The sequence below is a fragment of the Komagataeibacter sp. FNDCR2 genome (genome assembly GCF_021295395.1).
Classification (GTDB): Bacteria; Pseudomonadota; Alphaproteobacteria; order Acetobacterales; family Acetobacteraceae; genus Komagataeibacter.
Map to the genome: position 1 here is coordinate 1612439 of NZ_JAIWOU010000001.1, position 22120 is coordinate 1634558.

The 22120-nt window shown below is 64.3% G+C and carries 23 protein-coding genes; 6 read left to right on the forward strand and 17 right to left on the reverse strand.

Annotation, left to right across the window (positions count from 1 at the left end):
• Positions 1 to 20: 20 nt before the first annotated feature.
• From mntR to LDL28_RS07610, 3 genes are read right to left on the reverse strand one after another with little or no spacing between them, the layout of a single operon-like run.
• Positions 21 to 539: a manganese-binding transcriptional regulator MntR gene (mntR, locus tag LDL28_RS07600; protein WP_255663110.1), complete on the reverse strand. Its 519-nt coding sequence runs from the start codon at positions 537 to 539 to the stop codon at positions 21 to 23.
• Entirely contained in the window at positions 536 to 1417 is an 882-nt protein-coding gene (purU, locus tag LDL28_RS07605) for a formyltetrahydrofolate deformylase (RefSeq protein WP_233058007.1), read from the reverse strand. The genes mntR and purU overlap by 4 nt, the downstream gene beginning before the upstream one ends.
• Positions 1418 to 1447: 30 nt before the next feature.
• A complete protein-coding gene (locus tag LDL28_RS07610; RefSeq protein WP_233058008.1) occupies positions 1448 to 2125 on the reverse strand; it encodes a peroxiredoxin in 678 nt (225 codons plus the stop codon).
• 89 nt (positions 2126 to 2214) lie between these two features.
• Here LDL28_RS07610 and LDL28_RS07615 point away from each other — a divergent pair, with 89 nt between their 5' ends.
• From LDL28_RS07615 to LDL28_RS07625, 3 genes are all read left to right on the forward strand, one after another.
• Positions 2215 to 3138 (forward strand): MBL fold metallo-hydrolase, encoded by a 924-nt coding sequence (locus LDL28_RS07615; RefSeq protein WP_233058009.1) that lies wholly within the window; start codon positions 2215 to 2217, stop codon positions 3136 to 3138.
• A 58-nt stretch (positions 3139 to 3196) separates the two neighbouring features.
• On the forward strand, positions 3197 to 4483 hold the full coding sequence (locus LDL28_RS07620; RefSeq protein WP_233058010.1) for an FAD/NAD(P)-binding oxidoreductase: 1287 nt from the start codon (positions 3197 to 3199) through the stop codon (positions 4481 to 4483).
• Positions 4484 to 4551: 68 nt separating this feature from the next.
• Complete coding sequence (locus tag LDL28_RS07625; RefSeq protein WP_233058011.1) at positions 4552 to 5121, forward strand: DUF1643 domain-containing protein; 570 nt, start codon at positions 4552 to 4554, stop codon at positions 5119 to 5121.
• 32 nt (positions 5122 to 5153) lie between these two features.
• On the opposite strand, the gene dinB is transcribed toward LDL28_RS07625, so the two are convergent.
• The gene (gene dinB, locus LDL28_RS07630; protein ID WP_233058012.1) at positions 5154 to 6239 is read right to left on the reverse strand and encodes a DNA polymerase IV; all 1086 of its coding nucleotides are present in this window, start codon (positions 6237 to 6239) and stop codon (positions 5154 to 5156) included.
• Between the two features lie 420 nt (positions 6240 to 6659).
• On the opposite strand from dinB, the gene LDL28_RS07635 reads away from it, so the two are divergent.
• From LDL28_RS07635 to LDL28_RS07645, 3 genes are all read left to right on the forward strand, one after another.
• Positions 6660 to 7370, forward strand: a complete 711-nt coding sequence (locus LDL28_RS07635; protein WP_233058013.1) for a YfdX family protein — start codon at positions 6660 to 6662, stop codon at positions 7368 to 7370.
• 102 nt (positions 7371 to 7472) lie between these two features.
• Positions 7473 to 8090 carry a hypothetical protein gene (locus tag LDL28_RS07640; RefSeq protein ID WP_233059230.1) on the forward strand — a complete coding sequence of 206 codons (618 nt, stop codon included), beginning with the start codon at positions 7473 to 7475 and terminating at the stop codon, positions 8088 to 8090.
• A 181-nt stretch (positions 8091 to 8271) separates the two neighbouring features.
• Positions 8272 to 8523: a hypothetical protein gene (locus LDL28_RS07645; RefSeq protein WP_233058014.1), complete on the forward strand. Its 252-nt coding sequence runs from the start codon at positions 8272 to 8274 to the stop codon at positions 8521 to 8523.
• A 19-nt stretch (positions 8524 to 8542) separates the two neighbouring features.
• Here LDL28_RS07645 and LDL28_RS07650 read toward each other — a convergent pair whose 3' ends face one another.
• From LDL28_RS07650 to tolQ, 13 genes are all read right to left on the reverse strand, one after another.
• Positions 8543 to 8986 (reverse strand): hypothetical protein, encoded by a 444-nt coding sequence (locus LDL28_RS07650; RefSeq protein ID WP_233058015.1) that lies wholly within the window; start codon positions 8984 to 8986, stop codon positions 8543 to 8545.
• A gap of 324 nt (positions 8987 to 9310) precedes the next feature.
• On the reverse strand, positions 9311 to 10036 hold the full coding sequence (locus LDL28_RS07655; protein ID WP_233058016.1) for a response regulator transcription factor: 726 nt from the start codon (positions 10034 to 10036) through the stop codon (positions 9311 to 9313).
• Positions 10037 to 10173: 137 nt separating this feature from the next.
• On the reverse strand, positions 10174 to 10977 hold the full coding sequence (gene thiD / locus LDL28_RS07660; protein ID WP_233058017.1) for a bifunctional hydroxymethylpyrimidine kinase/phosphomethylpyrimidine kinase: 804 nt from the start codon (positions 10975 to 10977) through the stop codon (positions 10174 to 10176).
• A 3-nt stretch (positions 10978 to 10980) separates the two neighbouring features.
• A complete protein-coding gene (gene glmM, locus LDL28_RS07665; protein WP_233058018.1) occupies positions 10981 to 12339 on the reverse strand; it encodes a phosphoglucosamine mutase in 1359 nt (452 codons plus the stop codon).
• Positions 12340 to 12390: 51 nt separating this feature from the next.
• The gene (folP, locus tag LDL28_RS07670) at positions 12391 to 13428 is read right to left on the reverse strand and encodes a dihydropteroate synthase (RefSeq protein ID WP_233058019.1); all 1038 of its coding nucleotides are present in this window, start codon (positions 13426 to 13428) and stop codon (positions 12391 to 12393) included.
• Positions 13429 to 13538: 110 nt separating this feature from the next.
• Positions 13539 to 15470 (reverse strand): ATP-dependent zinc metalloprotease FtsH, encoded by a 1932-nt coding sequence (gene ftsH, locus LDL28_RS07675; protein WP_233058020.1) that lies wholly within the window; start codon positions 15468 to 15470, stop codon positions 13539 to 13541.
• Between the two features lie 133 nt (positions 15471 to 15603).
• Positions 15604 to 16872, reverse strand: coding sequence for a tRNA lysidine(34) synthetase TilS (tilS, locus tag LDL28_RS07680; RefSeq protein WP_233058021.1), 1269 nt, complete (start codon positions 16870 to 16872; stop codon positions 15604 to 15606).
• Positions 16873 to 16888: 16 nt separating this feature from the next.
• Entirely contained in the window at positions 16889 to 17647 is a 759-nt protein-coding gene (locus LDL28_RS07685; RefSeq protein ID WP_233058022.1) for a hypothetical protein, read from the reverse strand.
• 116 nt (positions 17648 to 17763) lie between these two features.
• Entirely contained in the window at positions 17764 to 18234 is a 471-nt protein-coding gene (pal, locus tag LDL28_RS07690; protein WP_233058023.1) for a peptidoglycan-associated lipoprotein Pal, read from the reverse strand.
• A gap of 249 nt (positions 18235 to 18483) precedes the next feature.
• Entirely contained in the window at positions 18484 to 19854 is a 1371-nt protein-coding gene (gene tolB, locus LDL28_RS07695) for a Tol-Pal system beta propeller repeat protein TolB (RefSeq protein WP_233058024.1), read from the reverse strand.
• Positions 19855 to 19885: 31 nt separating this feature from the next.
• Complete coding sequence (locus tag LDL28_RS07700; RefSeq protein WP_233058025.1) at positions 19886 to 20878, reverse strand: energy transducer TonB; 993 nt, start codon at positions 20876 to 20878, stop codon at positions 19886 to 19888.
• 29 nt (positions 20879 to 20907) lie between these two features.
• Complete coding sequence (gene tolR, locus LDL28_RS07705) at positions 20908 to 21345, reverse strand: protein TolR (RefSeq protein WP_233059231.1); 438 nt, start codon at positions 21343 to 21345, stop codon at positions 20908 to 20910.
• A 2-nt stretch (positions 21346 to 21347) separates the two neighbouring features.
• The gene (gene tolQ, locus LDL28_RS07710; RefSeq protein WP_233059232.1) at positions 21348 to 22013 is read right to left on the reverse strand and encodes a protein TolQ; all 666 of its coding nucleotides are present in this window, start codon (positions 22011 to 22013) and stop codon (positions 21348 to 21350) included.
• Positions 22014 to 22120: the final 107 nt, after the last annotated feature.

The window sequence follows — 22120 nt, forward strand, 5'->3', positions numbered from 1 at the left end:
CGTCCCCTTACGGTAGTGGGTCAGTCGCGGCGTTTCTTTCCGCCCGCCCCGAGAAATTCGGCCAGTCCGGCATCGAGCGCATGGCGGAAGGCGTCCAGCGTTTCCGTGCCCACGTAATGTTCCATCCCCTCCGCATCGATGCGGGCATTGGCCTCGCTCACGCCCAGCGCGCGCAGGAACCGCTCGACCGTGTGGTGCCGCTCCCGGCTCTGCCCCGCCATGTCGTGCCCGGCTTCGGTCAGGAAGATACCACGATAGGGGCGGCGCGTGACCAGTCCATCCGCCTCCAGCCGCACGAGCATCTTGGCCACCGTGGGCTGCGATACGCCCAGCCGTGCGGCGATATCGACCTGCCGGGCTTCCTGCCCCTCGTGCAGCAGGTCATCGATCAGTTCGACATAATCCTCGATCAGGGCGGTCTTGCGCGCCAGACGCGCCTGCCGGAAACCGGCGCACTGCATATCCGGGTCGGGCATGGCGTCGGTGCGCGCGGTGGTGTGCCCCTCCGGCCCGGACCTGGCGTTTCCATCAGGCGTCATGGGCTGAACACGATCGTCTTGTGGCCGTTGGGGATGACGCGCCGTTCGGTAAAGTAGCGCACGGCGCGGGCCAGCACGCGGCGTTCGATATCGCGGCCCTTGCGGATCAGGTCATCGGGGCTGTCGGCATGGGTGATGCGCTCGACATCCTGTTCGATGATCGGGCCTTCATCCAGATCGGGCGTTACGAAATGGGCCGTCGCCCCGATCAGTTTCACCCCGCGCGCGAAGGCCTGGTGATAGGGTCGCGCCCCCTTGAAGCCGGGCAGGAAGGAATGGTGGATGTTGATGCACCGCCCCGCCAGCCACGCGCTCATCTGGTCCGACAGGATCTGCATGTAGCGCGCCAGCACCACCAGTTCCGCCCCCGTGTCCCGCACCACATGCTCGATCCGCGCTTCCTGCTCGGCACGGGTGGCGGCGGAAACCGGCAGGTAATGGAACGGCACGCCTTCGAGGTTGAGATGCGCGTAGGTCTCACGCGGGTGGTTGGAGATGATGGCGACCGGCTCGATGGCCAGTTCGCCGATACGCCAGCGATACAGAAGATCCACAAGGCAATGGTCGAAACGCGAGACCATGATGACGGTGCGGGTGGGGCGCGCGCTCTCGCGCACGGACCACTTCATGTCCAGCCGGGCGGCGATGCCGGACAGCACCTCATGCAGGGTGTCCAGTTCCGCCCCGCCGGCGGGCAGGCTGAACACGATGCGCATGAAAAAGACCCGGCTTTCACGCTCGTCGAACTGCTGCGCGCCCGCGATGTCACCGCCAAGTTCGAACAGCGCGCGACTGATCGCCGCCACGATGCCCGGCCGGTTCGGGCACGAAAGCGTCAGGACATAGGAACGGGTGGGAGTGGGTTCAGGCTCGGACATGCTTCCCCTGCTGCTGGCTGGCCAGATATACTAACGGGTGCGCGGGCGGCCCGTATCGTCGGGCATGACATTGTAGAACCAGCATTCCCCCGCCGCGCGCACATCCGCCTGCGTGGCCGGGACGGGCTGGACCACATCGCCGCCCGGCGTCCACCCTTCGGGGATCATGACCGCGCCGTCGTCGCTGCGGCGCAGGGCCGCGACAAGGCGGAGCAGTTCGTCTACCGAGCGGCCCACGGTCATGGGGTACCACAGCAGGGCGCGGATCGTGCCCTCCGGGTCGATCACGTAGGTCGCGCGCACCGTGGCGCTGTTCTGCGCGGTGGGGTCCAGCATGCCATAGGCGCGGGCCACCGCCATGGACGGATCCTCGACCAGCGGAAAGGGAATCTCGACACCGAAGCGGTCCTCGATCGCGTCCAGCCAGGCCAGGTGCGCGTACAGGCTGTCCACCGACAGGCCGAGCAGCGCGCAGTCCAGCGCGGCGAAGCGGTCCGCCGCCCGGGCCAGCGCGATGAATTCGCTGGTGCAGACCGGCGTGAAATCAGCCGGATGCGAAAACAGCAGGAGCCAGCGCCCCCGGAAATCCGACAGGCGCATCTCGCCTTTCGTGGTGCGGGCCTGGAAGTCCGGCGCCACGTCACCAATACGCAGCGGGCGCATGTCCATCACATGGCCGGCTGCCGGTATGCTGCCCTCAGTACTCATGTCCTGCCTTTTGCATCTGCCGCGCCTTGACGCAACCCATCTTATAACATACATTTATTATGTAATTTCGAAACTGTGGAAGGCATTCCATGCCAGACCCCGTCATAACGGCAGCCGCCAGCCAGATCGCCACTTGTCGCGCGAACGGACATGTTCCTGTTATCAGGACTTTTTTTGATAACCCGACCTTTACCGCCACCCATGTCGTGCATGACCCCGCCACCCGTAGCGCCGCCATAATCGACAGCGTCATGGATTATGACCCGGCATCGGGCAAAACCGACCACGACCTGGCCCAGGAGATCGTGGATTACGTGGCGGCCGAAAAGCTGAAGGTGGAATGGGTGCTCGAAACCCATGTCCATGCGGACCATCTCTCCGCCGCGCCATGGCTGCAGGAACGCGTGGGTGGCCAGCTCGGCATCGGGGACACCATCGTGCGCGTGCAGGACATTTTCGGCAAACTGTTCAACGCGGGCACCCGCTTCGCACGCGACGGGTCGCAGTTCGACCGCCTGTTCCATGATGGCGCGCGGTTCATGCTCGGCTCGCTGCCCGCCATCGCGCTGCACGTGCCCGGCCATACCCCGGCGGACATGGCCTATGTGATCGGGGATGCCGCCTTTATTGGCGATACGCTGTTCATGCCCGATTACGGCACGGCGCGCGCCGATTTTCCCGGTGGGGACGCGCGCATGCTGTACCACTCGATCCGGCGGCTCCTGTCCCTGCCGGAGGAGACGCGGGTCTTCCTGTGCCATGACTACATGGCGCCGGGGCGTGACGAATACGCGTGGGAGACCACCATCGGGGCGGAACGGCGCGGCAATATCCACGTTCATGACGGCGTGGATGAAAGTACGTTCGTACAGATGCGCACCGCGCGGGACGCCACGCTTTCCCTGCCAAACCTGATCATGCCGTCCGTGCAGGTCAACATGCGTGGTGGCAATCTGCCCGAACCGGAAGATAATGGTGTAAGTTACATCAAGATTCCGGTCAGCCGGTCCTGACGGGCCCGTTGCCGCCCCGCCACCGATTCCCTTTTCCACCCGATTACGGAGATCACTCATGACACAGACCGATCCATCCGCCCCCAACCTGTCCAGTTCCGCGCGCGGACTGACCTATGATGTCGTCGTGGTTGGCGGGGGCGCGGCGGGGCTGTCCACCGCGGCCAGCATCCTCAAGCGTCGCGGTGGCATCACGGTCGCGATCATCGAGCCTTCGGGGTCGCATTTCTACCAGCCGGGCTGGACGCTGGTGGGCGGCGGCGTGTTCAAGCAGTCCCAGACCCGCCGGTCGGAAAAGAAGCTGATCCCGGCCGGGGCCGACTGGGTGCAGGCGGCGGCCACCGGGTTCGAGCCCGAATCCAACCTCGTGCATCTCTCGAACGGTTCCTCCATCCGCTACAACGTGCTGGTCGTCGCGACCGGCCTCACGCTGGACTGGGACGGGATCGAGGGGCTGGGCGAGACGCTGGGCCGCAATGGCGTCACCTCGAACTACCGCTACGACCTGGCCCCCTATACCTGGCAACTGGTGCAGACGCTGGGGCGCGGCAACGCCGTGTTCACCCAGCCGCCCATGCCGATCAAATGCGCGGGCGCGCCCCAGAAGGCCATGTACCTGGCCTGTGACGCATGGCGTCGTCGCGGCCTGGCCGACAATATCAGCGTCTCCTTCCACACCGCCACGCCGGGGCTGTTCGGGGTGAAGGAATTCGTGCCGCCGCTCATGGAATACATCAAGCGCTACCATATCGACCTGCAACTGAAATCCCGCCTGACGAAGGTGGATGGCAAGAACCGCGTCGCCACGTTCGAGAACGTGGCCGATGATGGCACCAAGACCACGTCCGAGACGGAATTCGACATGCTGCATGTCGTCCCGCCCCAGCGCGCGCCCGATGTGGTGCGTGACAGCGCGCTTGCGGGGGATGGCGGCTGGGTGGCGGTTGACCCCGCGACGCTGCGCCACCTCAAGTTCGAGAACGTTTTCGCGCTGGGCGACGTGGCGGGCACCTCCAACGCCAAGACGGCCGCCGCCGTGCGCGTGCAGGCCCCGGTCGTGGCGGTCAACGTGCTGGCGACGCTGGACCAGCGCCCGATGGTGGCCGATTACGACGGCTACGGCGCCTGCCCGCTGACGGTTGAGCGCGGCAAGATCGTGCTGGCCGAATTCGGCTATGGCGGTAAGCTGGAGCCCACCCTGCCGCTGTGGCTGCTCAATGGCCGCAAGCCCACCCACCTTGCGTGGCTGCTGAAGGAATGGGTCATGCCGGTCATGTACTGGGATGGCATGCTCAAGGGCCGTGAACTGATGGTCGCCCCGCACAAGATCGGCACGCCGCGCTGATCCTGACCGGGATGCCACATGCCCGCGCGGGCTGGACGTCTGCGCGGGCATGCGTATGAATACCGCGCATGAACACCCAGCAACCCGCCCGGCACCATGTGGGCCATTCCCGCCCGCTCCGCCTGGCTGATGATGTGGTCAGCGAGGCCATCTACGGTGGCCCGGACAGATGCTACCGCTATACCCTGCGCCGCACATGGGATCCGGCGCGCCCCGCGATCATGTGGCTCATGATGAACCCCTCCGTCGCGACGGAGGAAGGCGATGACCGGACGGTGGCGAAATGCCAGCGTTACGCCCGCGCATGGGGGTACGGCACGCTTCTGGTGGGCAACACCTTCGCCTATCGCTGCACCGACCAGAAACGCCTGACGGAAGTGCCCGACCCCGTCGGCCCCGATAACGACCGCTACCTGCTGGACATGGCGCGCAAGGCCGACATGGTTGTCGCCGCCTATGGCTCCCCCCTGCTCAAGGGGCTTCTGGCGCGCGGGCCGGAGGTGGTGCGCATGCTCCAGCAGCACGGCATTACCGTCAACGCCATGCGCCTGAGCCGCCGGTCGGGTCGGCCTGAACATCCCCTTTACCTGCCCGCCGACCTGCGGCCCGAGCCGTTGCCGCCTTTTGCGGAAGCGTAAGCGGCCTGAAGGCTTTATCTTTCAGACAGTCCCTAACTGAACAGCATGAGTTGCCGTGGGGGCGATATATCGCCCCCCTGGCGCAGCCCCGATACGGTAATCCCCAACAACCTGATACCACGCGGGACCGGAAAACACGGGGCCAGAAGATTGAGGGCACGATGCCCAAGATCAGCGGCGTCACGCACCGGCTCGGTTTCGGTGCGCCCCCGCACGATCTGCCTGAAATCGTTATATTTGACCTTTATGGTCACGGTCACGCCCGTCAGGCGACGCGTCAGGCACCGGCTCCACACCAGTTCCGCCAGCGCGGTCATACAGGCCTGTGCGGCAGGCCAGTCATGAATATCGGCCTCATAAGTCCGCTCACCCCCCACGGAACGGCGCGGGCGGTTGGGCTCCACGGGGCGGTCGTCAAGACCGCGGGCGATGCCATAATAAAAATCAGCCGCCTTGCCAAAATGCCGCAACAGCCGCGACAGGGACTGCCCGCGCAGGTCAAGGCCGGTGCGGATGCCCAGCGCATGCATGCGCGCGGCGGTGGCCGGGCCGATGCCGTGGAATTCCTCCACCGGCAGGCTGGCCACGAAATCCGGCCCCATATCGGGTGTAATCACGAACAGCCCATCGGGCTTGCGATAGTCCGAAGCCAGCTTGGCCAGAAATTTGTTGTAGGATACGCCCGCCGATGCGGTCAGCCCGGTCTCGGCCCGGATCAGCGCACGGATGGCCGTGGCAAGAGCTGTGGTGGAGGGGTAGTGCTGTAAGGGCCGCGTCACGTCCAGATAGGCTTCATCAAGCGAGAGCGGCTGGATTACAGGGGTGAAGCGGGCAAATATCTCATGCACCTGCGCGGAGACGGCACGGTACACATCAAAACGCGGCGGCACGAATACAAGATCGGGACATTTGCGCAGCGCGGTCACCGATGGCATGGCCGACCGCACACCAAAGCGCCGGGCTTCGTAACTGGCCGCGGCGACCACACCCCGCCGCCCGTTGCCACCAACCGCCAGCGGCCTGCCACGCAGGGCCGGGTCGTCGCGCTGTTCGACCGAGGCGTAAAAGGCATCCATATCCACATGGATGATGCGGCGATGGGCGCTGTGCTGCGTCACGGCATGCCATGGTCCGGACGGTGCGCCCCGTCGGGCGCGGGCTGTGCGGTCACGCCCCGCAGGGGCATGACCGACACGGCATTATGGCTGATCAGCCGTTGCACTTCTTCTTCTTGAGGAAATACACAATCAGGCCGGTGATCGCGCCAAGAACCAGAATCCCCTTCAGGCAGGGGGTCTTGGCGGGACATTTCGGTGCACATTCAGACATGGTTCATTCCTTGATAGACAGCACGCTCCGAACAGGAACGGCACACCTGCATACTACCGCATGGTGAAAACATGACCATACCGCATTTTGTATTGTCCGCTCCCCCATGCCTGACATGCGGGGACAGGGCAGCCGCATTGCGCAGCGACGTCTTTCGTTACGGGAAGGCGCACGCAATGATGGCGTGACAGAGACTGGAGTATGAATCCATGAAGAAAATCGCCTTCCTGCCCGCAAGTCTGCTCATGCTCGGCACGGCGATCGGCGCCGCCCATGCCTCCCCTTCCGCCGGGCGGGCGGTCAACCGTGACTTTGCCAAGCTGTCCGCCGATGGCAGCCGTGCGTTTGACGATATCGCCCTGGCCCGCACGGCGCTGGCCAACAACGACACCGCCGGCGCGCGCAAGCTGCTGGCCGACGCCAATAACGCCCTGACCCGCGCCAAGGGCGACGACAAGGTGTTCATGAAGGCGGAATCCGCGCTGACCGCGCCGCGCAAGGCCCCCGCCGGCGCGCATACGCCCGCCGCCACCGCCACCACCCCGGCCGTGGCCTGGCTGCCGGTTGATGGCGAATACATCGTGACCGAGGATCTGGAGCCCACCTCCCCCAAGGGGACGGCGGTGGCCACGGCCAATACCAGCCTGAACAAGGGCAAGCCCGCACAGGCGGCGCAGAACCTGCAGGTGGCGGCGGTGGATGTTGACTTCGTGCTGGCCATCGCCCCGCTCGACGCCAGCGCAAGCGATGTCTATCGCGCCAGCAACCTGCTGGCGGGCAATGATGTGAAGAGTGCCGACAGCGCGCTGCAGGATGCCCAGAACTCCATCCGCTTCGTATCCGAGGACATGGTCGGCACCCCGACGGGAACGACTCCCGCCGCCGCGCCCAAAAACAAGAAGAAAGCCGCCGGTCACTGATAACCGGCCTGCTTCCGGTCCATCTTCATGCCATACCGGACTCCGGTCGCCGCCTCCCCCATCGGGGGGCGGTGCAAGCCACCCATGCGGGGCAGGTGGCGCATGGCGGTCCGCCTTGGGGCCGCCTGCGCGTGTCTTGCCGCCCTGACCCATACCGCATGGGCGGGTGGTGCGATCCGGCTCTGTCTGGAACGCCATACGGTGGAAGACAGCTTCGTGCAGGACACGCCGGTACGGCAGCCCGTGCAGGTTCCCGCCGGAACCGTGCTGAATTACGCCGGGCACGCCTTTGGCCCGGCTTCCGATCCGCTTGACCGTGCCCATGCCGCGCCGGACGGGGATGGCTGGCGCGACATTCCCCCGGCGGAAGAAGCCCGCAGGCGGCTGCTCCAGATGGAAGATATCGGTGGGAATTCCGGCTATCACCGCCCGCAGGCCGCCCTTATGACCACACGCGCCGTAACCCTGTCACACGCCCAGCCCTGTGCCACGCTTGGCGCAACGGCCGTGCTGTCGGCTGACTGGACATGGACGATGGATACCATCCCCGCCCGGCCCGACATGTATTTTCAGGCCTATGGCACCGTCCATGACGACCAGCTTGACCCGACATTCAATAACGATACCGACCCCTTCCAGTGGGTGGCGGCGCATGGTGGGCTGAACGCCATCGTGACACAGACAATTGATCAGTCGCTCACGCTCCACTCCCCCGATTAGGGGCTGCATCAATTTAATTATCCGCCCGATCCTGTACTTTCCCTGGCCTGATCCGTTGCCTGTGCGCAGGATCCGGGACCAGACCCACGGCCCGGTACTGCACATGGTGGCGTAACAAATTATGCGTGCTAGACAGGGTTCCTACGGTTCTGAATTCACGTATGGCAACCGATGGGAAACTATGGAGAACGGGATGGCGCTGTACCAGTCCGCACAGTTTATCGATACGTGGACCGATCCTGAATTCGACAAGATCCATCCCCCCCGTACCGTCGCCCCCCATTCAGGCATTTACCGCTGCGTGGGCTGCGGGGTGGAAATAGCCGTAAGCGAGGGGCAGCTCCTGCCCCCCATCCATGCCCACCCGCACCGCTCGGGCACGCAGGAGGCATGGCAGATGGTGGTCTATGCCGACCACCGACCCAAACAGTAGGAACGCAGCCGGGCGCACGTTACCACCAGCCGCCGCCCCACGGGCCACCGCCCCAGCCGCCACCCCAGCCCCACATGCCCCAGTTCCATGAGGCATCTTGGTACATATCGGCCGTCATCTGCTGCTGGTCCGCCAGATTCTGCGCCTGCACATAGGACATGTAGCGCCCATAGGCCGCCTGGTTCCCTACGTACAGGCAATTGCAGACCTTCGGGTCGGAATAGATGTAGAGCATATGATCCCCGAACGATTTCTGAAGAAATTTGTTGGGGGGCAGCTTCTGCAACATCATCTGCCGTTCCGGATTATTGGCGGGGCGCACGACGAATCCCGCCGCCGCCAGGCTGTTTTCCTTATCCACAATCCGGTCATGCAGGCTTTCACACGCAGTCAGGCCGGTAGTCGCGGCAAGCAGCAGCGCACCACTTGTATATAAATGCCTTAACGCCGTTCTGTTACCCATTGCTTGCTGCCTGTTTCCATCCTGTTGATCCCGGCATCCTGTCCCATCACGGGGGCGGAATAAAGATGCGGTAGAAAAAACATCCGCTTTATCTTGCGAAGTTTGATTTACCTCATGTGCGGTCAAGGGGGAACGGTGCGATAAAAGTCACGCGATGGGGGCATCGCACATCGAATCATCACTTTAAAACTTGGCAGGTTCCTCGGTTCGGGGAACCTGCCATTTTCTTTTATGCCCGGATTCTGCCGGCCCACCCCCACGCCACGGAACGCTCAGGCCGGATGGGCGGAGCCGCGAGAGACGGAATACCACCCGTACCCGTAATCATCTCGTCTGGAGATGCACGGACGATTCGCTCGAAGGCAGGGTGAAGGAGTTATTTTCATCACGCAGGACATATCCCTGCCCCCACACGGTGGAGATAAGCTGTCCCGCCCCGGCAAGTTGCAGTTTCTTGCGCAATTTACAGATGAACGCGTCAATGATCTTCATTTCCGGTTCATCCATGCCGCCGTACAGATGGTTCAGGAAGGCATCCTTGGTCAGGACCATGCCCTTGCGCAGCAGAAGCAGCTCAAGAATGATGTATTCCTTGCCGGTCAGATGCACATTGGCGCCATTGACCCTGACCTCGCGGCTATCGAGGCACAGCTCCAGCGGCCCGGCACGCAGGGTCGGCTCGCTATACCCTTTCGAACGGCGGACAATCGCCTGCATCCGCGCCGTCAGTTCCATGGATTCGTAAGGCCGGGTCACATAATCATCCGCCCCGGTCGAAAACGCCTTGACCTTGGCGGTGGCGGCACTTTCATCCGACAGGATCAGCACTGGCGTCGGCACCCGCGCCACCCGGCTGGTGCGGATGATTTCATAACTATCCATGTCCGGCATGCATATGTCCATAACGGCCAGGTCATAGTTATAGGATTTTAACATTCCCAGTGCATCATGCCCCGTATCGACATGATCTACTGTAAACCCGGCTCGTTCCATATGCCGGGTGGTCTCCTGGGCTTTTCGGGCATTAGGCTCAACAAGCAAAATCCGCATAACGACCATCCAGTAGATATTTACACTTCATCTACCTATAGGTGTGTTGCAACTAATGAACAACCTAAAGTTGACCGCATAGTACGATTGTCTCATGAATTTTATGCATATGCGGCGCCAATTTTTTTAAAGGATATTTAACCATTCCATTGTCCGGCCTGAACCCCATGGTTCAGGGGCCCCGCACCCGCGCCATAACCGGGGGCATCGGCAATGGCCGCCTGCACATAGGCCCGCCCGCGCACCACTGCATCGCGCAGTCCCATCCCCTGCCCCAGCCCGGTCGCAATCGCGCTGGCCAGGGTGCAGCCCGTTCCATGCGTGTGGCGGGTATGGATGCGACGGGTCACGAATTCCTCTGTCGCGCCCCCCTGTTCAACCAGTACATCCACCAGGTCATCACCCGCCATGTGACCGCCCTTGAGCAGGACCGCACGGGGGCCAAGCGCGAGCAGGTCACGGGCCGCCGCAAGCATATCGCCACGCTGTGTGATTGAACGCCCCAGCAGGGCCTCGGCTTCCGGCAGGTTGGGGGTCAGCACCGAGGCAAGCGGTAACAGGCGCGTGCGCAGCGTGGCCAGCGCGCTGTCATGCAGCAGGGCCGCCCCGCCCTTGGCCACCATGACCGGGTCAAGCACGTAAGGAATGTCAGGGGCGGTCCGCAGCACGTCGGCAATGGCCTCGATCACCGGCGTCTGGTCCAGCATGCCGCTCTTGAAGGCGTCAACCCCCAGGTCATCCATGACGCAGCGCATCTGGGCCACGACAAAGGCGGGCGGGACCGGCATGACATCGTGCACACCCAGGGTGTTCTGTGCCGTAAGTGCCGTTACCGCCGTCATGGCGAACCCACCCAGAACGGTGACGGTCTTGATATCCGCCTGAATACCCGCGCCGCCACCGCTGTCGCTGCCCGCCATGATGAGAATACGCCCGCGCATGGCTCAGCCCGCCATCTGGATGGCGCTGATCGATTCGCACATGGTCTCGACCACTTCCTTCACCAGGGCTTCATCTTCCGCCTCCACCATGACGCGGACCAGCGGCTCGGTCCCGCTTTCACGCAGCAGCAAGCGGCCCTGCGCGCCCAGCCGCGTCTCGGCCGCCGCGCGGGCCTCCTGCACCTGCGGGTCATGCAGCGGGCTTTTCCCGGCGAAACGGATATTACGCAATAATTGTGGATATGGCTGGAACAGGGTGCAGACCTCGCTGGCGGGGCGACCCGTCTCCACCACCTCGGCCAGGACCTGAAGGGCGGCCACCAGCCCGTCCCCCGTGGTGGCGAAATCGGACAGCACCATGTGGCCGGACTGCTCCCCCCCGATATTCGCGCCGAGTTCGCGCATTTTCTCGACCACGTAGCGGTCCCCCACCGCCGTGCGCGCCAGTTCCAGACCCTGTGATTCCAGATACCGCTCCAGCCCCATATTGGACATGACCGTGGCCACGATGTACCGGCTGGACAGCCGCCCCTGCCGCGCCCATGACTTGGAAATAAGGGCGAGGATCTGGTCGCCATCGACCAGACGGCCCTTTTCATCGGAAATCAGCACGCGATCGGCGTCGCCATCCAAGGCTATGCCGATATCGGCCCGATGGTGCAGCACCGCCGCGCACAGGGCCTCGGGCCGGGTGGAGCCACAGCCTTCGTTGATGTTGACGCCATTGGGGTCGCACCCGATACGCACGACTTCCGCCCCAAGCTCCCACAACGCGGTGGGGGCGACGCGGTAGGCGGCGCCGTTGGCGCAGTCGATCACAATGCGCAGCCCGTCCAGCCGCAGACCGCGCGGAAAGGAGGACTTCGCACTTTCCACATACCGGCCCGCCGCGTCGTTCAACCGGGAGGCACGGCCGATCTGGTCGGGAGCGGCCAGCATGGCCCCCAGATCCGAATTCATGGCCGCCTCGATCCCGGCTTCCGTTTCATCCGACAGCTTGAACCCGTCGGGGCCGAACAGCTTGATCCCGTTATCGCCATACGGATTATGGGAAGCCGAGATCATCACCCCCAGATCCGCCCGCAGCGAACGGGTCAGCATCGCGATGGCCGGTGTGGGCATCGGCCCCACCAGCGTCACATCCATCCCGGCGGACAGGAAACCGGACACAAGCGCGCATTCGATCATGTAGCCCGACAGTCGCGTGTCCTTGCCCAACAGGACGCTATGGCGGCGCGTGCCCTGCCTGAAATGCAGTCCCGCGGCCTGCCCCAGCTTCTGCGCCACTTCGACGGTCATGGGAAAACGGTTGGCGGTCCCCCGGATTCCATCAGTGCCGAACAGCTTTCTTGTTTTTACCATTACTGGGGGGTCTCCGGATGCATTCTGGTCTTACACGACCTACCTTACCTGCTATGACCGATCCAGCCCCTGTCTGACACGCAGGGCCTGCGTCATGGCTGGAACGTTGTGTACCCGTAATACGGTGCCGGAAAAAATCAGCCCCGGCAGGCTGGCCGCGATGGTGCCCGGATCGCGCCGGGCCGCATCGGGTTCGTGACAGATCTCACCAATCATCCGCTTGCGTGACACCCCCAGCAGCACCCGGCAGCCAAGGTTGGCCAGCAGCGGCAGGCGCGCCAGAAGTTCCAGATTGCCCGAAAGGGTCTTGGCGAAGCCGATGCCGGGGTCAACCAGTATGCGCGCGCGCGCGATGCCAGCCGCCACCGCATCCGCCACGCGCTGGCGCAACTCCCGGGTCACATCCACCGCGACATCCTGATAAACCGTGTGCTGGCTCATGGTTGCGGGGGTGCCGCGCATGTGCATGAGCACGACCGGACAGTCATGCCGCGCCACGACCGCACGGGCCAGCGGGTCATATGTCAGGGCCGAGACATCGTTGATGAGATCGGCCCCGGCCCGCAGCGCGCGGTCCATCACCATCGCCTGCCGGGTATCGACGGAAATCCGCATGTCATCAAGGGCGGAACATTCCCGCAGGGCGGTGATGACCGGCCCGATACGCCGCCACTCCTCCTCCACCGGGACGGGAGGCGCGCCGGGGCGGGTGCTTTCACCGCCAATATCGACCAGCCTGCACCCGGCCGCGTACATCCGCTGGATGGAATCAAGCGCCTCCCGGGCATCGTAATGCCGCCCACCATCGCTGAAGCTGTCAGGCGTGACATTGATGATTCCCATGACCTGCGCGCCCGGGGGCAACCCCGCATCCGGCAGGGGAGCACTGACCTGTTCCGCCACATCGGCCCAGCCCGGAGGAATGGCCGTTACGGGAACGATCCGGCCCCCTTCCCCACCGCCAGACAGCCTTGCCAGCGCAAAAGCATGCGGCCCGCCTGCAAGCCAGCGCGCGGCACCCGTCTCGACAGCCTGCCGCGCCGCCGGGCCATGCAGCAGGGCAAGGGGTTCAATCAGCCGGTTATCCATTCTTCTTCCATACGGTGTTTTCTGGCCGCCAGATACAAACATGGCGGGACGGCCACTGGCCACCCCGCCATGATCTGACGTTCCGGATAAGGAAGACGAACCGACTGTTTCTAACCCGCCGGCGCGGCATTGCCCCCTTCCGGCGCGGGAAGCGGCGCCACCGGCGCGGAGGGCGCGGAAGGCGGCACGGACGGACGCCGGTTTTCCGGCATCGGATCATCCACCACCACGCGTTCGATCTTCTCGCCGCGCAGGACCTGACGGATTTCCTCCCCCGTCAGGGTTTCATATTCCAGCAGCGCCGAACCCAGGCGATGCAACTGGTCGATATGGTCGAGCAGCAGGGTGCGCGCCCGGTCATAGGCCGCGTCGATCAGCTTGCGGACCTCGTTATCGATCTCGCGGGCGGTTTCCTCGGACACGTTCTTGTTCTGCGTCACGCTATGGCCAAGGAAGACTTCCTGCCCGTTGCCGCCATAGGCCACCATGCCGAGCTTTTCGCTCATGCCCCACTCGGTCACCATGCGGCGGGCGACGTCCGTCGCCATCTTGATATCGCCCGATGCGCCGGTGGAGACGTTATCGGGGCCGAAAATGATTTCCTCCGCCGCGCGGCCGCCCATGGCCAGCGTCAGCTTGCCAATGCACCACGACCGGCTTTCGGAATAACGATCCTTCTCCGGCAGGCTCATCACCATGCCCAGCGCACGGCCACGCGGGATGATGGTCGCCTTGTGCACGGGATCGGAACCCGGCGTGAGAATGCCGACCAGGGCATGACCACCTTCATGGTAGGCGGTCATTTTCTTCTCATCCTCGGTCATGACAAGGGAGCGGCGCTCGGCCCCCATCATCACTTTGTCCTTGGCGTTCTCGAATTCCAGCATGGCGACGGTGCGCTTGCCAAGGCGCGCGGCCATCAGCGCGGCCTCGTTGACCAGGTTGGCCAGATCCGCACCGGAGAAGCCGGGCGTGCCACGCGCGATGACCTTGGGGTCCACATCGGACGCCAGCGGCACCTTGCGCATATGGACGCGCAGGATCTTCTCACGGCCCGCCACATCCGGATTGGGAACAACCACCTGCCGGTCAAAACGGCCGGGACGCAGCAGGGCGGGATCAAGCACGTCGGGGCGGTTGGTCGCGGCGATCAGGATCACGCCCTCATTGCTGTCAAAGCCATCCATCTCGACCAGCATCTGGTTGAGTGTCTGCTCACGCTCATCATTGCCGCCACCAAGGCCCGCGCCACGATGGCGGCCCACGGCGTCGATTTCATCGATGAAGATGATGCACGGCGCGGCCTTCTTGCCCTGCTCGAACATGTCACGCACGCGCGATGCGCCGACACCCACGAACATCTCCACGAAATCGGAACCGGAGATGGTGAAGAACGGCACGTTCGCCTCACCCGCGATGGCGCGCGCCAGCAGCGTCTTACCCGTGCCGGGGGGGCCGACCAGCAGCACGCCCTTGGGGATCTTGCCGCCAAGGCGGGTGAACTTCTGCGGGTCGCGCAGGAAGTCCACGATTTCCTGCAGTTCGCCCTTGGCTTCATCAATGCCCGCCACGTCATCAAAGGTGACGCGGCCCTGCTTTTCGGTCAGCATGCGGGCACGGGACTTGCCAAAGCCCATGGCCCGGCCACCACCGGACTGCATCTGGCGCATGATGAAGATCCACGCACCCACCATCAGCAGCAGCGGCGCGTAATTGATCAGGTAGCGCAGGATCGGGTTGGTGTCGCTTTCCAGCGGCTTGGCGGCGACTTCCACCCCCTTTTCCGTCAGGCGCGAGATCAGGGTCGGATCCTGCGGGGCATAGGTGTCGAACGAGGTGCCATCCGTCAGCGTGCCGGTAATATTATGTTCCTGCACCACAACCGACCGGACATGCCCGCTGTTCACGTCCCCGATGAAATCGGAATATGCCAGTTGCTGCGATGCGTGCTGCACGCTTCCCGGCTGGAAAACATTAAACAGCAGCAGCAACAGGACGATGATGATAACCCACAGGGCCAGGTTCCGGCCGAAATTGTTCATCTTGCCTACTGTTCCATCCGCTGGCCCCTTCGCATCACCCGACAGCGGGCAGACGGACAGACGCCACGTTCACTACGTTTACCATACATAGGACGATCAAGGGATATTCACACCCCCCATCCATTACCTTTTGTTAAACCCCGCCAGCATACTGGCCACCGCCGCCAAACAGGGCGCCGGGCAGCACGGGATGAGGCGGCCGGTTCATGAAAGCCACATCAGCCGCCGCGCAATCCCGGTACAGGCCCGTATGTGGTACGGCCATGACATCATTTCCATACCATAATGCGGGCAGGGTGCGCAGCACGCAGGCGGGCCAGGGCGACCGGCCCCGCCCCGCGGGCCACCATGCCGCCACCGGACCCGCCGCCCCGATGCGCCATTGGGGCCGTAGCCGCCGTGCATGCAGCACGAAGCGCCGGTCCCACTCCGCGCCCGCGCGGGCAGGCATGGGGGGGGCGATCGCCGTTTCCTCACGCGCCAGCAGCCACTGCCCGTCGCGCCATGGCATGATCCGCACCCCCGCCAGCGTGGCGGCGCGTGGATGGCGGGCCAGTGCCGCCACGCCCTCGCGCCGTGGGGAATAATCGCGCCCCCCGATGACCCGGATCAGCGCCGCAAGAACCCGGACCGGCGCGAGGGCGGCAGGCAGCACCACCCAGCCCCCGGCATGGTAGCGGGCATGGGCGGCCAGCCAGCGTGCATCATCACGGTCCTGCGCCATGCGCGTCGCACCCGCCTGCATGGCCCCTGCCCGCAGCCGGGCATCAAGCCCCGTATCCCGCGCCAGCGCCTGGCGGGCACGGGCGCGTTCGGTGCGCAGGTCGGCATTGGACGGATCTTCCACCCATGTGACCCCCGCCGCGCGCACCGTTGCGTAAAGGGAGGCCTTGTCAAATGCCAGCAGGGGCCGGATCACGCGCACATCGGCCACCGGCGTAACCAGCGCCATCGCGGCCAGGCCGTCCTCCCCGCTGGCCGCGCGCCTGCGCATCATCACCGTTTCGGCCTGATCGCCCGCATGGTGGGCCACCAGCAGGTCCAGCGCGCCGATCTCGCGGCACGCGGCGAAAAGGGCCTGATACCGCATGCGCCGGGCGCGCTCCGCCATGCGCGGCCCCCGCTCCAGCCCATCCAGCACCAGCAGGCGGCCCGGTATGCCCAGCGCCGAAAGGCGGGTGATGGTCTCTTCCGCCTCGTGCCGGGATTCAGCACGCAGGCCGTGATCGACCACCAGCCCGACCACATTATCGCGCCACCGTCGCGCAAGGCAGGCCAGCGCCATACTGTCCGCCCCCCCCGATACGGCGATGGCCACCGGCATGCCCCGCCCCGGCCACGGTCCAAGCCGCGCCATGACGGTGGCGAAATCATGCATGCTGACCGGCTCCACCCGGTTCATTTATGGCAATCCGGGCTCAGCTACACTTGGCGCGCTTGCGATAGACCTGTTCGGCGGATTTGATACGGTCGGCGGGCGTGGGAAATTCGCTGGCCAGCTTGTCCAGCGCCTGACAGGCGGATGTCCTGTCATTCAGCGCCAGAAGGGTCGCCGCCACCCCCAGCAGCGCACTGGGCGCATGCGCGCCATGGGGCGCGCGGTTATAGGCGTCATAATAGGCCAGGGCGGACTGACGGTACTGCTTCTGCCCCGCAAGGGACTGGGCCATCAGATACTGCGCATCGACCTGCCTGGGGCCCTTGGGGCCGGACAGCACCTGCTGCGCGTCCGCCTGCGCGGTCACGTAATCATGCTGCAGCAGGGCGTCGTTCCCGGCTTTCAGCGCATCATCGGCGGTGCGCTTCGCCGCCGGGGGGGCAGCGGACTCCTTGCCTGCCGCAACGGGTGCCGCAGTGCCCGCGACGGGCGTGGAAGCGGGCGCCGCCCCATGGCCGTGCTGCATGGCGAAGTTCATGTCATCGATCTGTTTGCTCAGGGTCGCGTTCTGCTGCTGCACCTGATTGTTCAACTGGTCGATTTCACCGCGCATGTCGCGTGTCTGCTGTTCGAGCGTGTTGACCCGGTCCAGAAGCTGCAACATGAGGTTGCCGCTGTCATCATCGGCATGCGCGCCCCCGAGACAGGCCAGCGAGACACCACCGGCCAGCAGGGCCACCCTGCCCCACCGGCGGGGACGGGACGCGACCGAAAGGAAACATGACAACACAGACCGCATGGACCAGACCTTTCCGCACTACTACGCAGACATACCTAAAACAAAACCGGCCGGGCGATAAGCGCCCGACCGGTTTCATACACTCACTATCCCGCCACAAGGGCGTGGGCAGAAGCTTACTGCACCGCCGTGATGGCGTTACGGTTCTGGGCCCATGCCTGCTCGTCGTCACCAACGGCGGTGGGGCGGTCCTTGCCGTAGGAGATGGTCGTCAGACGCGACGCATCCACACCCTTGGCCACCAGGTAGTCATGCGCGGCGTTGGCGCGACGCTCACCCAGCGCGATGTTGTATTCCTCGGTGCCGCGATCATCGCAGTTACCGGCGATCTGCACATGCACCTGCGGGTATTTGGCAAGCCATGCCGCCTGCTTGTCCAGCGTCACCTTCGCATCGTCGGACAGGCCGCTCTTGTCGAACGCGAACAGGACACGGTCCCCAGCCGTCGCCACCAGGTCAGCCTCGCTACCCGGCGCAGGACCGACCTGCTGCGTGGCGGCGCCCGTGTTCACATTCTTGTTCGCATGATCGGAACAGGCCGCCAGAAGGAGGGCCATGCCAACCGCGCCAAAAAGCTTCAGTTTCATTACTTTTGATCCTGGATCGGTTTCTTGTATCGAAACCAGTTGTTGAATTTCCGGATTTAAATATGGAACGGCCCCGAGTCTCGTTACGTCCTGCCAAACAAGCTGTAAAAACAGAGACTCGCGATCGCTGGAAACCGTTGTCAGCTTAGCTTTCAAATCCGGCCTGCGTCAATGTTGGACAAACACATAGCGGCTATTTGATAACCAGTTAGGTGCCGGAATGGTATCCGTCCAACATATTGAAATAATTTATTTATTTAGTGGAGACCACGCCGGGTCGGACGCGCTGCCCGCCGGCAGGGCGCGCTCGTGGAAGCCAGTGATGTCAATTGTATTGATACCTGTTGCAAATCCGGCACCATTGCTGCCCCCCGAGCTCTGGCGGCAAAACGCCAGCACGCGGCCATTGGGGCAGAAAGACGGACTTTCCACGGTGAAGCCTTCCGTCAGAATCCGCTCCCCCGTGCCATCCGGCGCCATGACACCAAGCGAGAAACTGCCATTGGCGATACGCGAGAACGCGATCAGATCCCCGCGCGGCGACCAGACCGGAGAACCATAGCTGCCATGGCCATAGGAAATCCGCCGCGCATCCCCACCCGAAGCGCTCATGATATAAAGCTGCGGCGAACCGCCACGGTCCGAGTTGAAGACGAACTGCGTGCCATCGGGGCTGAAGGACGGGCTGGTGTCAATCGCGCCGGAATCCGTCACCTGCCGCCGCGCCATGGTCGCCAGGTCAACCACGTAAATATCGGAGCCCCCCCCGCGCGTGACAGACAGGATCACCGAACTCCCATCGGGCGCGAAACGCGGCGCGAAGGAAATGCCTGAAAAATCCCCAAGAATACGCTGCTGGCCCGTACTCAGGTTGAACAGGTAAACCCGCGGCCTGTAATTGGCGTAGGACAGGAAGGCCAGTTCACTATTGGCCGGATTGAAGCGCGGCATCAGCGTCAGCCACTGGCCATTCGTCAGGTAACGGCTGTTCGCCCCGTCCTGATCCATGATGGCGAGGCGCGTGGTCTGATGGGCGCGGGGGCCGGAACGGGCGATATAGGCGATGCGGGTATTGAAATATCCCTGTTCACCCAGCAGGCGGCCATAGATCACATCGGCAATGATATGCGCGATGCGGCGCCAGTCCTGTGCGGCGGCGGTATAGGCCGTGCCCTGAATCTGGCTGCCGGTCGATACATCCCACAGCCGGAATTCCACGCGCAGGGATCCCCTCTGGTCCATGACCCGGCCAGTCATGGCCGCGCGCGCGCCCATGGTCTTGTAGGTCGCGAAATCGGGCGTGCCCTGCGGCATGGTGGCGCTGATGGGCCGGAACAGGCCGCTATTGCCCAGATCGGCCGAAATGACATCCGTGATCTGCTGGGCAACGCCAGTGCCCAGCGAGGGCAGGACAATGGGAATCGGCGCGGTCCGGGCCTGATCGACCGTGATTTCCTCCGCACCGGGGGCGGCCTGCGCATGCGCCTGGCCCGGCGCGAACAGCGGCGTGGCCGCAAGCCCGCCGGCAACCCCCCCGGCCATGAAGCCACGTCGGCCGAAAGCCGCCGCAAGCCGTGCGGCATCATCATCGGGGATCAATGGCTTTACGCTTGACGTCATTTTCTTCTCCTCGCCTTCATCCCGCTTCATGTCAGGGACGGAATACGAATTTCAGTTGCCTGGTCTGGCCCAGCAGGTTCTGCGGAATGGGCAGCTTGGCGCAGGTGGGGCTGAGCACCGCGTCACGCGCGCGTTCCGCCAGGGCGCGATAGGCGGGATCGGAATCCACCTGCGCCTGTGTCTGCGGTGCGAAATCCACCAGTCGCGCCGTGCCGGTACCATCCACCGTAACGACCAGATGCGCGACAAACTGGGCATAATTGCGTGCGGCCGTATCTTCCGAATAGCAGCGGCGCACGGAATTGCCGATGGCCTTCTGCTCGGTCGCGCTCAGCGCGCTGGTAATATCCCCGTCCGGCGAACCGCCCCCATCGGGCGCGCCACCCTGCACCGGGTTGGGGCGCGCCTTGGGCGGGTGGGTCTGCTTCTGGTCCGCGCGGAAGGCGTCGAGCGTCGCCAGCAGGGAATGGGTATCGGGCACATGCTTCTTGGTCTCGTTCGGCTGTGTGATGCGCGACGCCTCCTGCACCTTTGGCGGCGCATCGGGCTGCGGCTGGGCCGAAGGGGGCACCGGCGCGTGCGCCTGCGTGGGCGTGGCCTTGGGCGGGGTGGGCGGCGGCGGCACGGCATCGGGCGCGGGCTGCTGCTCACGCGGGGGCGTGGGCGCGTCCGGCACGGGCCTGGGCGTCTCCTGCGGCGGTGGCATGGGGGGCGGTGGCGGCGGTGGGGGCGCCGCTTCCTCATTGGGGGCCTTTTCCGGCGGTGTGGGGGCCGGGGGGGCCTCCTGCTTTACCGGGGCGGGGGCTGGCGCGGGTTTGGGCGCGGGCTTGTCACCCTTATGGGGGGCCGAGGTGCCGCCATCGGTCGTGAATTCCATCTCGATCGTGGGCGGCGGCGGCGGCTCCTGCGGAACCGGCACCGGCAGCTTGAGCAGCACGGCCAGCAGCAGGGCGACATGCAGGCCGCCCGAGACCAGAACGGAGCGACGCATGAGAATGCGTTCGGAACGACGCGGTGGCACCACGGTCAGACGGCTCCCCGATCAGGTTGGGTTCAGTTTGCGCCGCCGGGCGGCTGCTGCGCGAGAAGGGCGACATGCGTGAACCCGCCCGCCGTGATCTGGCCCATGACCTGCATCACCCGGCCATAATCGATATGGGAATCACCCCGCACGAAAATGCGGTGTTCACGGTCATTCTGCGCCACGGCCTTGAGCTGATCGACCAGCTCATCCTGCGATACCGGCTCATCGCCCAGGTACAGATCCCCATTGGAGCGGATCGAGACCGTAATGGGCTTGGTGTCCGTGTTGACGGGGGCGGCGTCGGTCTTGGGCAGATCCACGTTCACGCCGCTTGTCATCATCGGCGCCGTCACCATGAAGATGATGAGCAGCACCAGCATCACGTCCACCAGCGGGGTGACGTTGATGTCCGCCATGGGCCGCCGCTTGCGCCGCCGCCCACGCAGGTCGCCCAGGCTCGCCCCCATGCTCACGCACCCCTTTCTTCGGACTGGCGCGACAGGATGGCGGCGAATTCCGTGCCGAACGCATCCAGCCGGTCCTCGAACACGCTCATGCTGTTGCTGATCACGTTATAGGCGATGACCGCCGGGATGGCGGTGACAAGGCCGATGGCGGTGGCGAACAGCGCCTCCGAAATGCCGGGCGCGACGACGGAAAGGTTGGTGTTGTGCATCGCCGCGATGGAGCCGAATGCGTGCATGATCCCCCACACCGTGCCGAACAGGCCGATAAACGGCGCAACCGGCCCGATGGTGGCAAGGAAAATGATCCACCGGTTCAGGCGATCCATCTCACGCGTGATGGTAATGGCCATGGCGCGGTTGACACGGTCCTGCACGCCGCCATGCACGAGGTCGATCCCCGAAATGCGTGACGAACGCCGCCATTCCCCCATGGCCGCGCCAAAGACCGCCGCCATGGGGTGGACCGGTTTCGCGCCATCGGAATCGTACAGGTCGTCCAGGCTGCCACCGGCCCAGAACCGTTCCTCGAAATCATTGCCCAACCGGTTGACCCGGCGGATGGTCGTGAATTTATCGAATATGATTGCCCAGACAACCACACTGCACGTCACCAACCCCACCATCACCAGCTTGACGACGATCGACGCATGCATGAACAGCGCCCACATCGACAGATCGCCCGCTGCGGCCCCGAGATTCGCCGCGTTAACCGCTTGGTCCAAATACGCCTCCTGCACACCTTGGCCGTTCGCTCAAACACGAAGATTGCCCAATT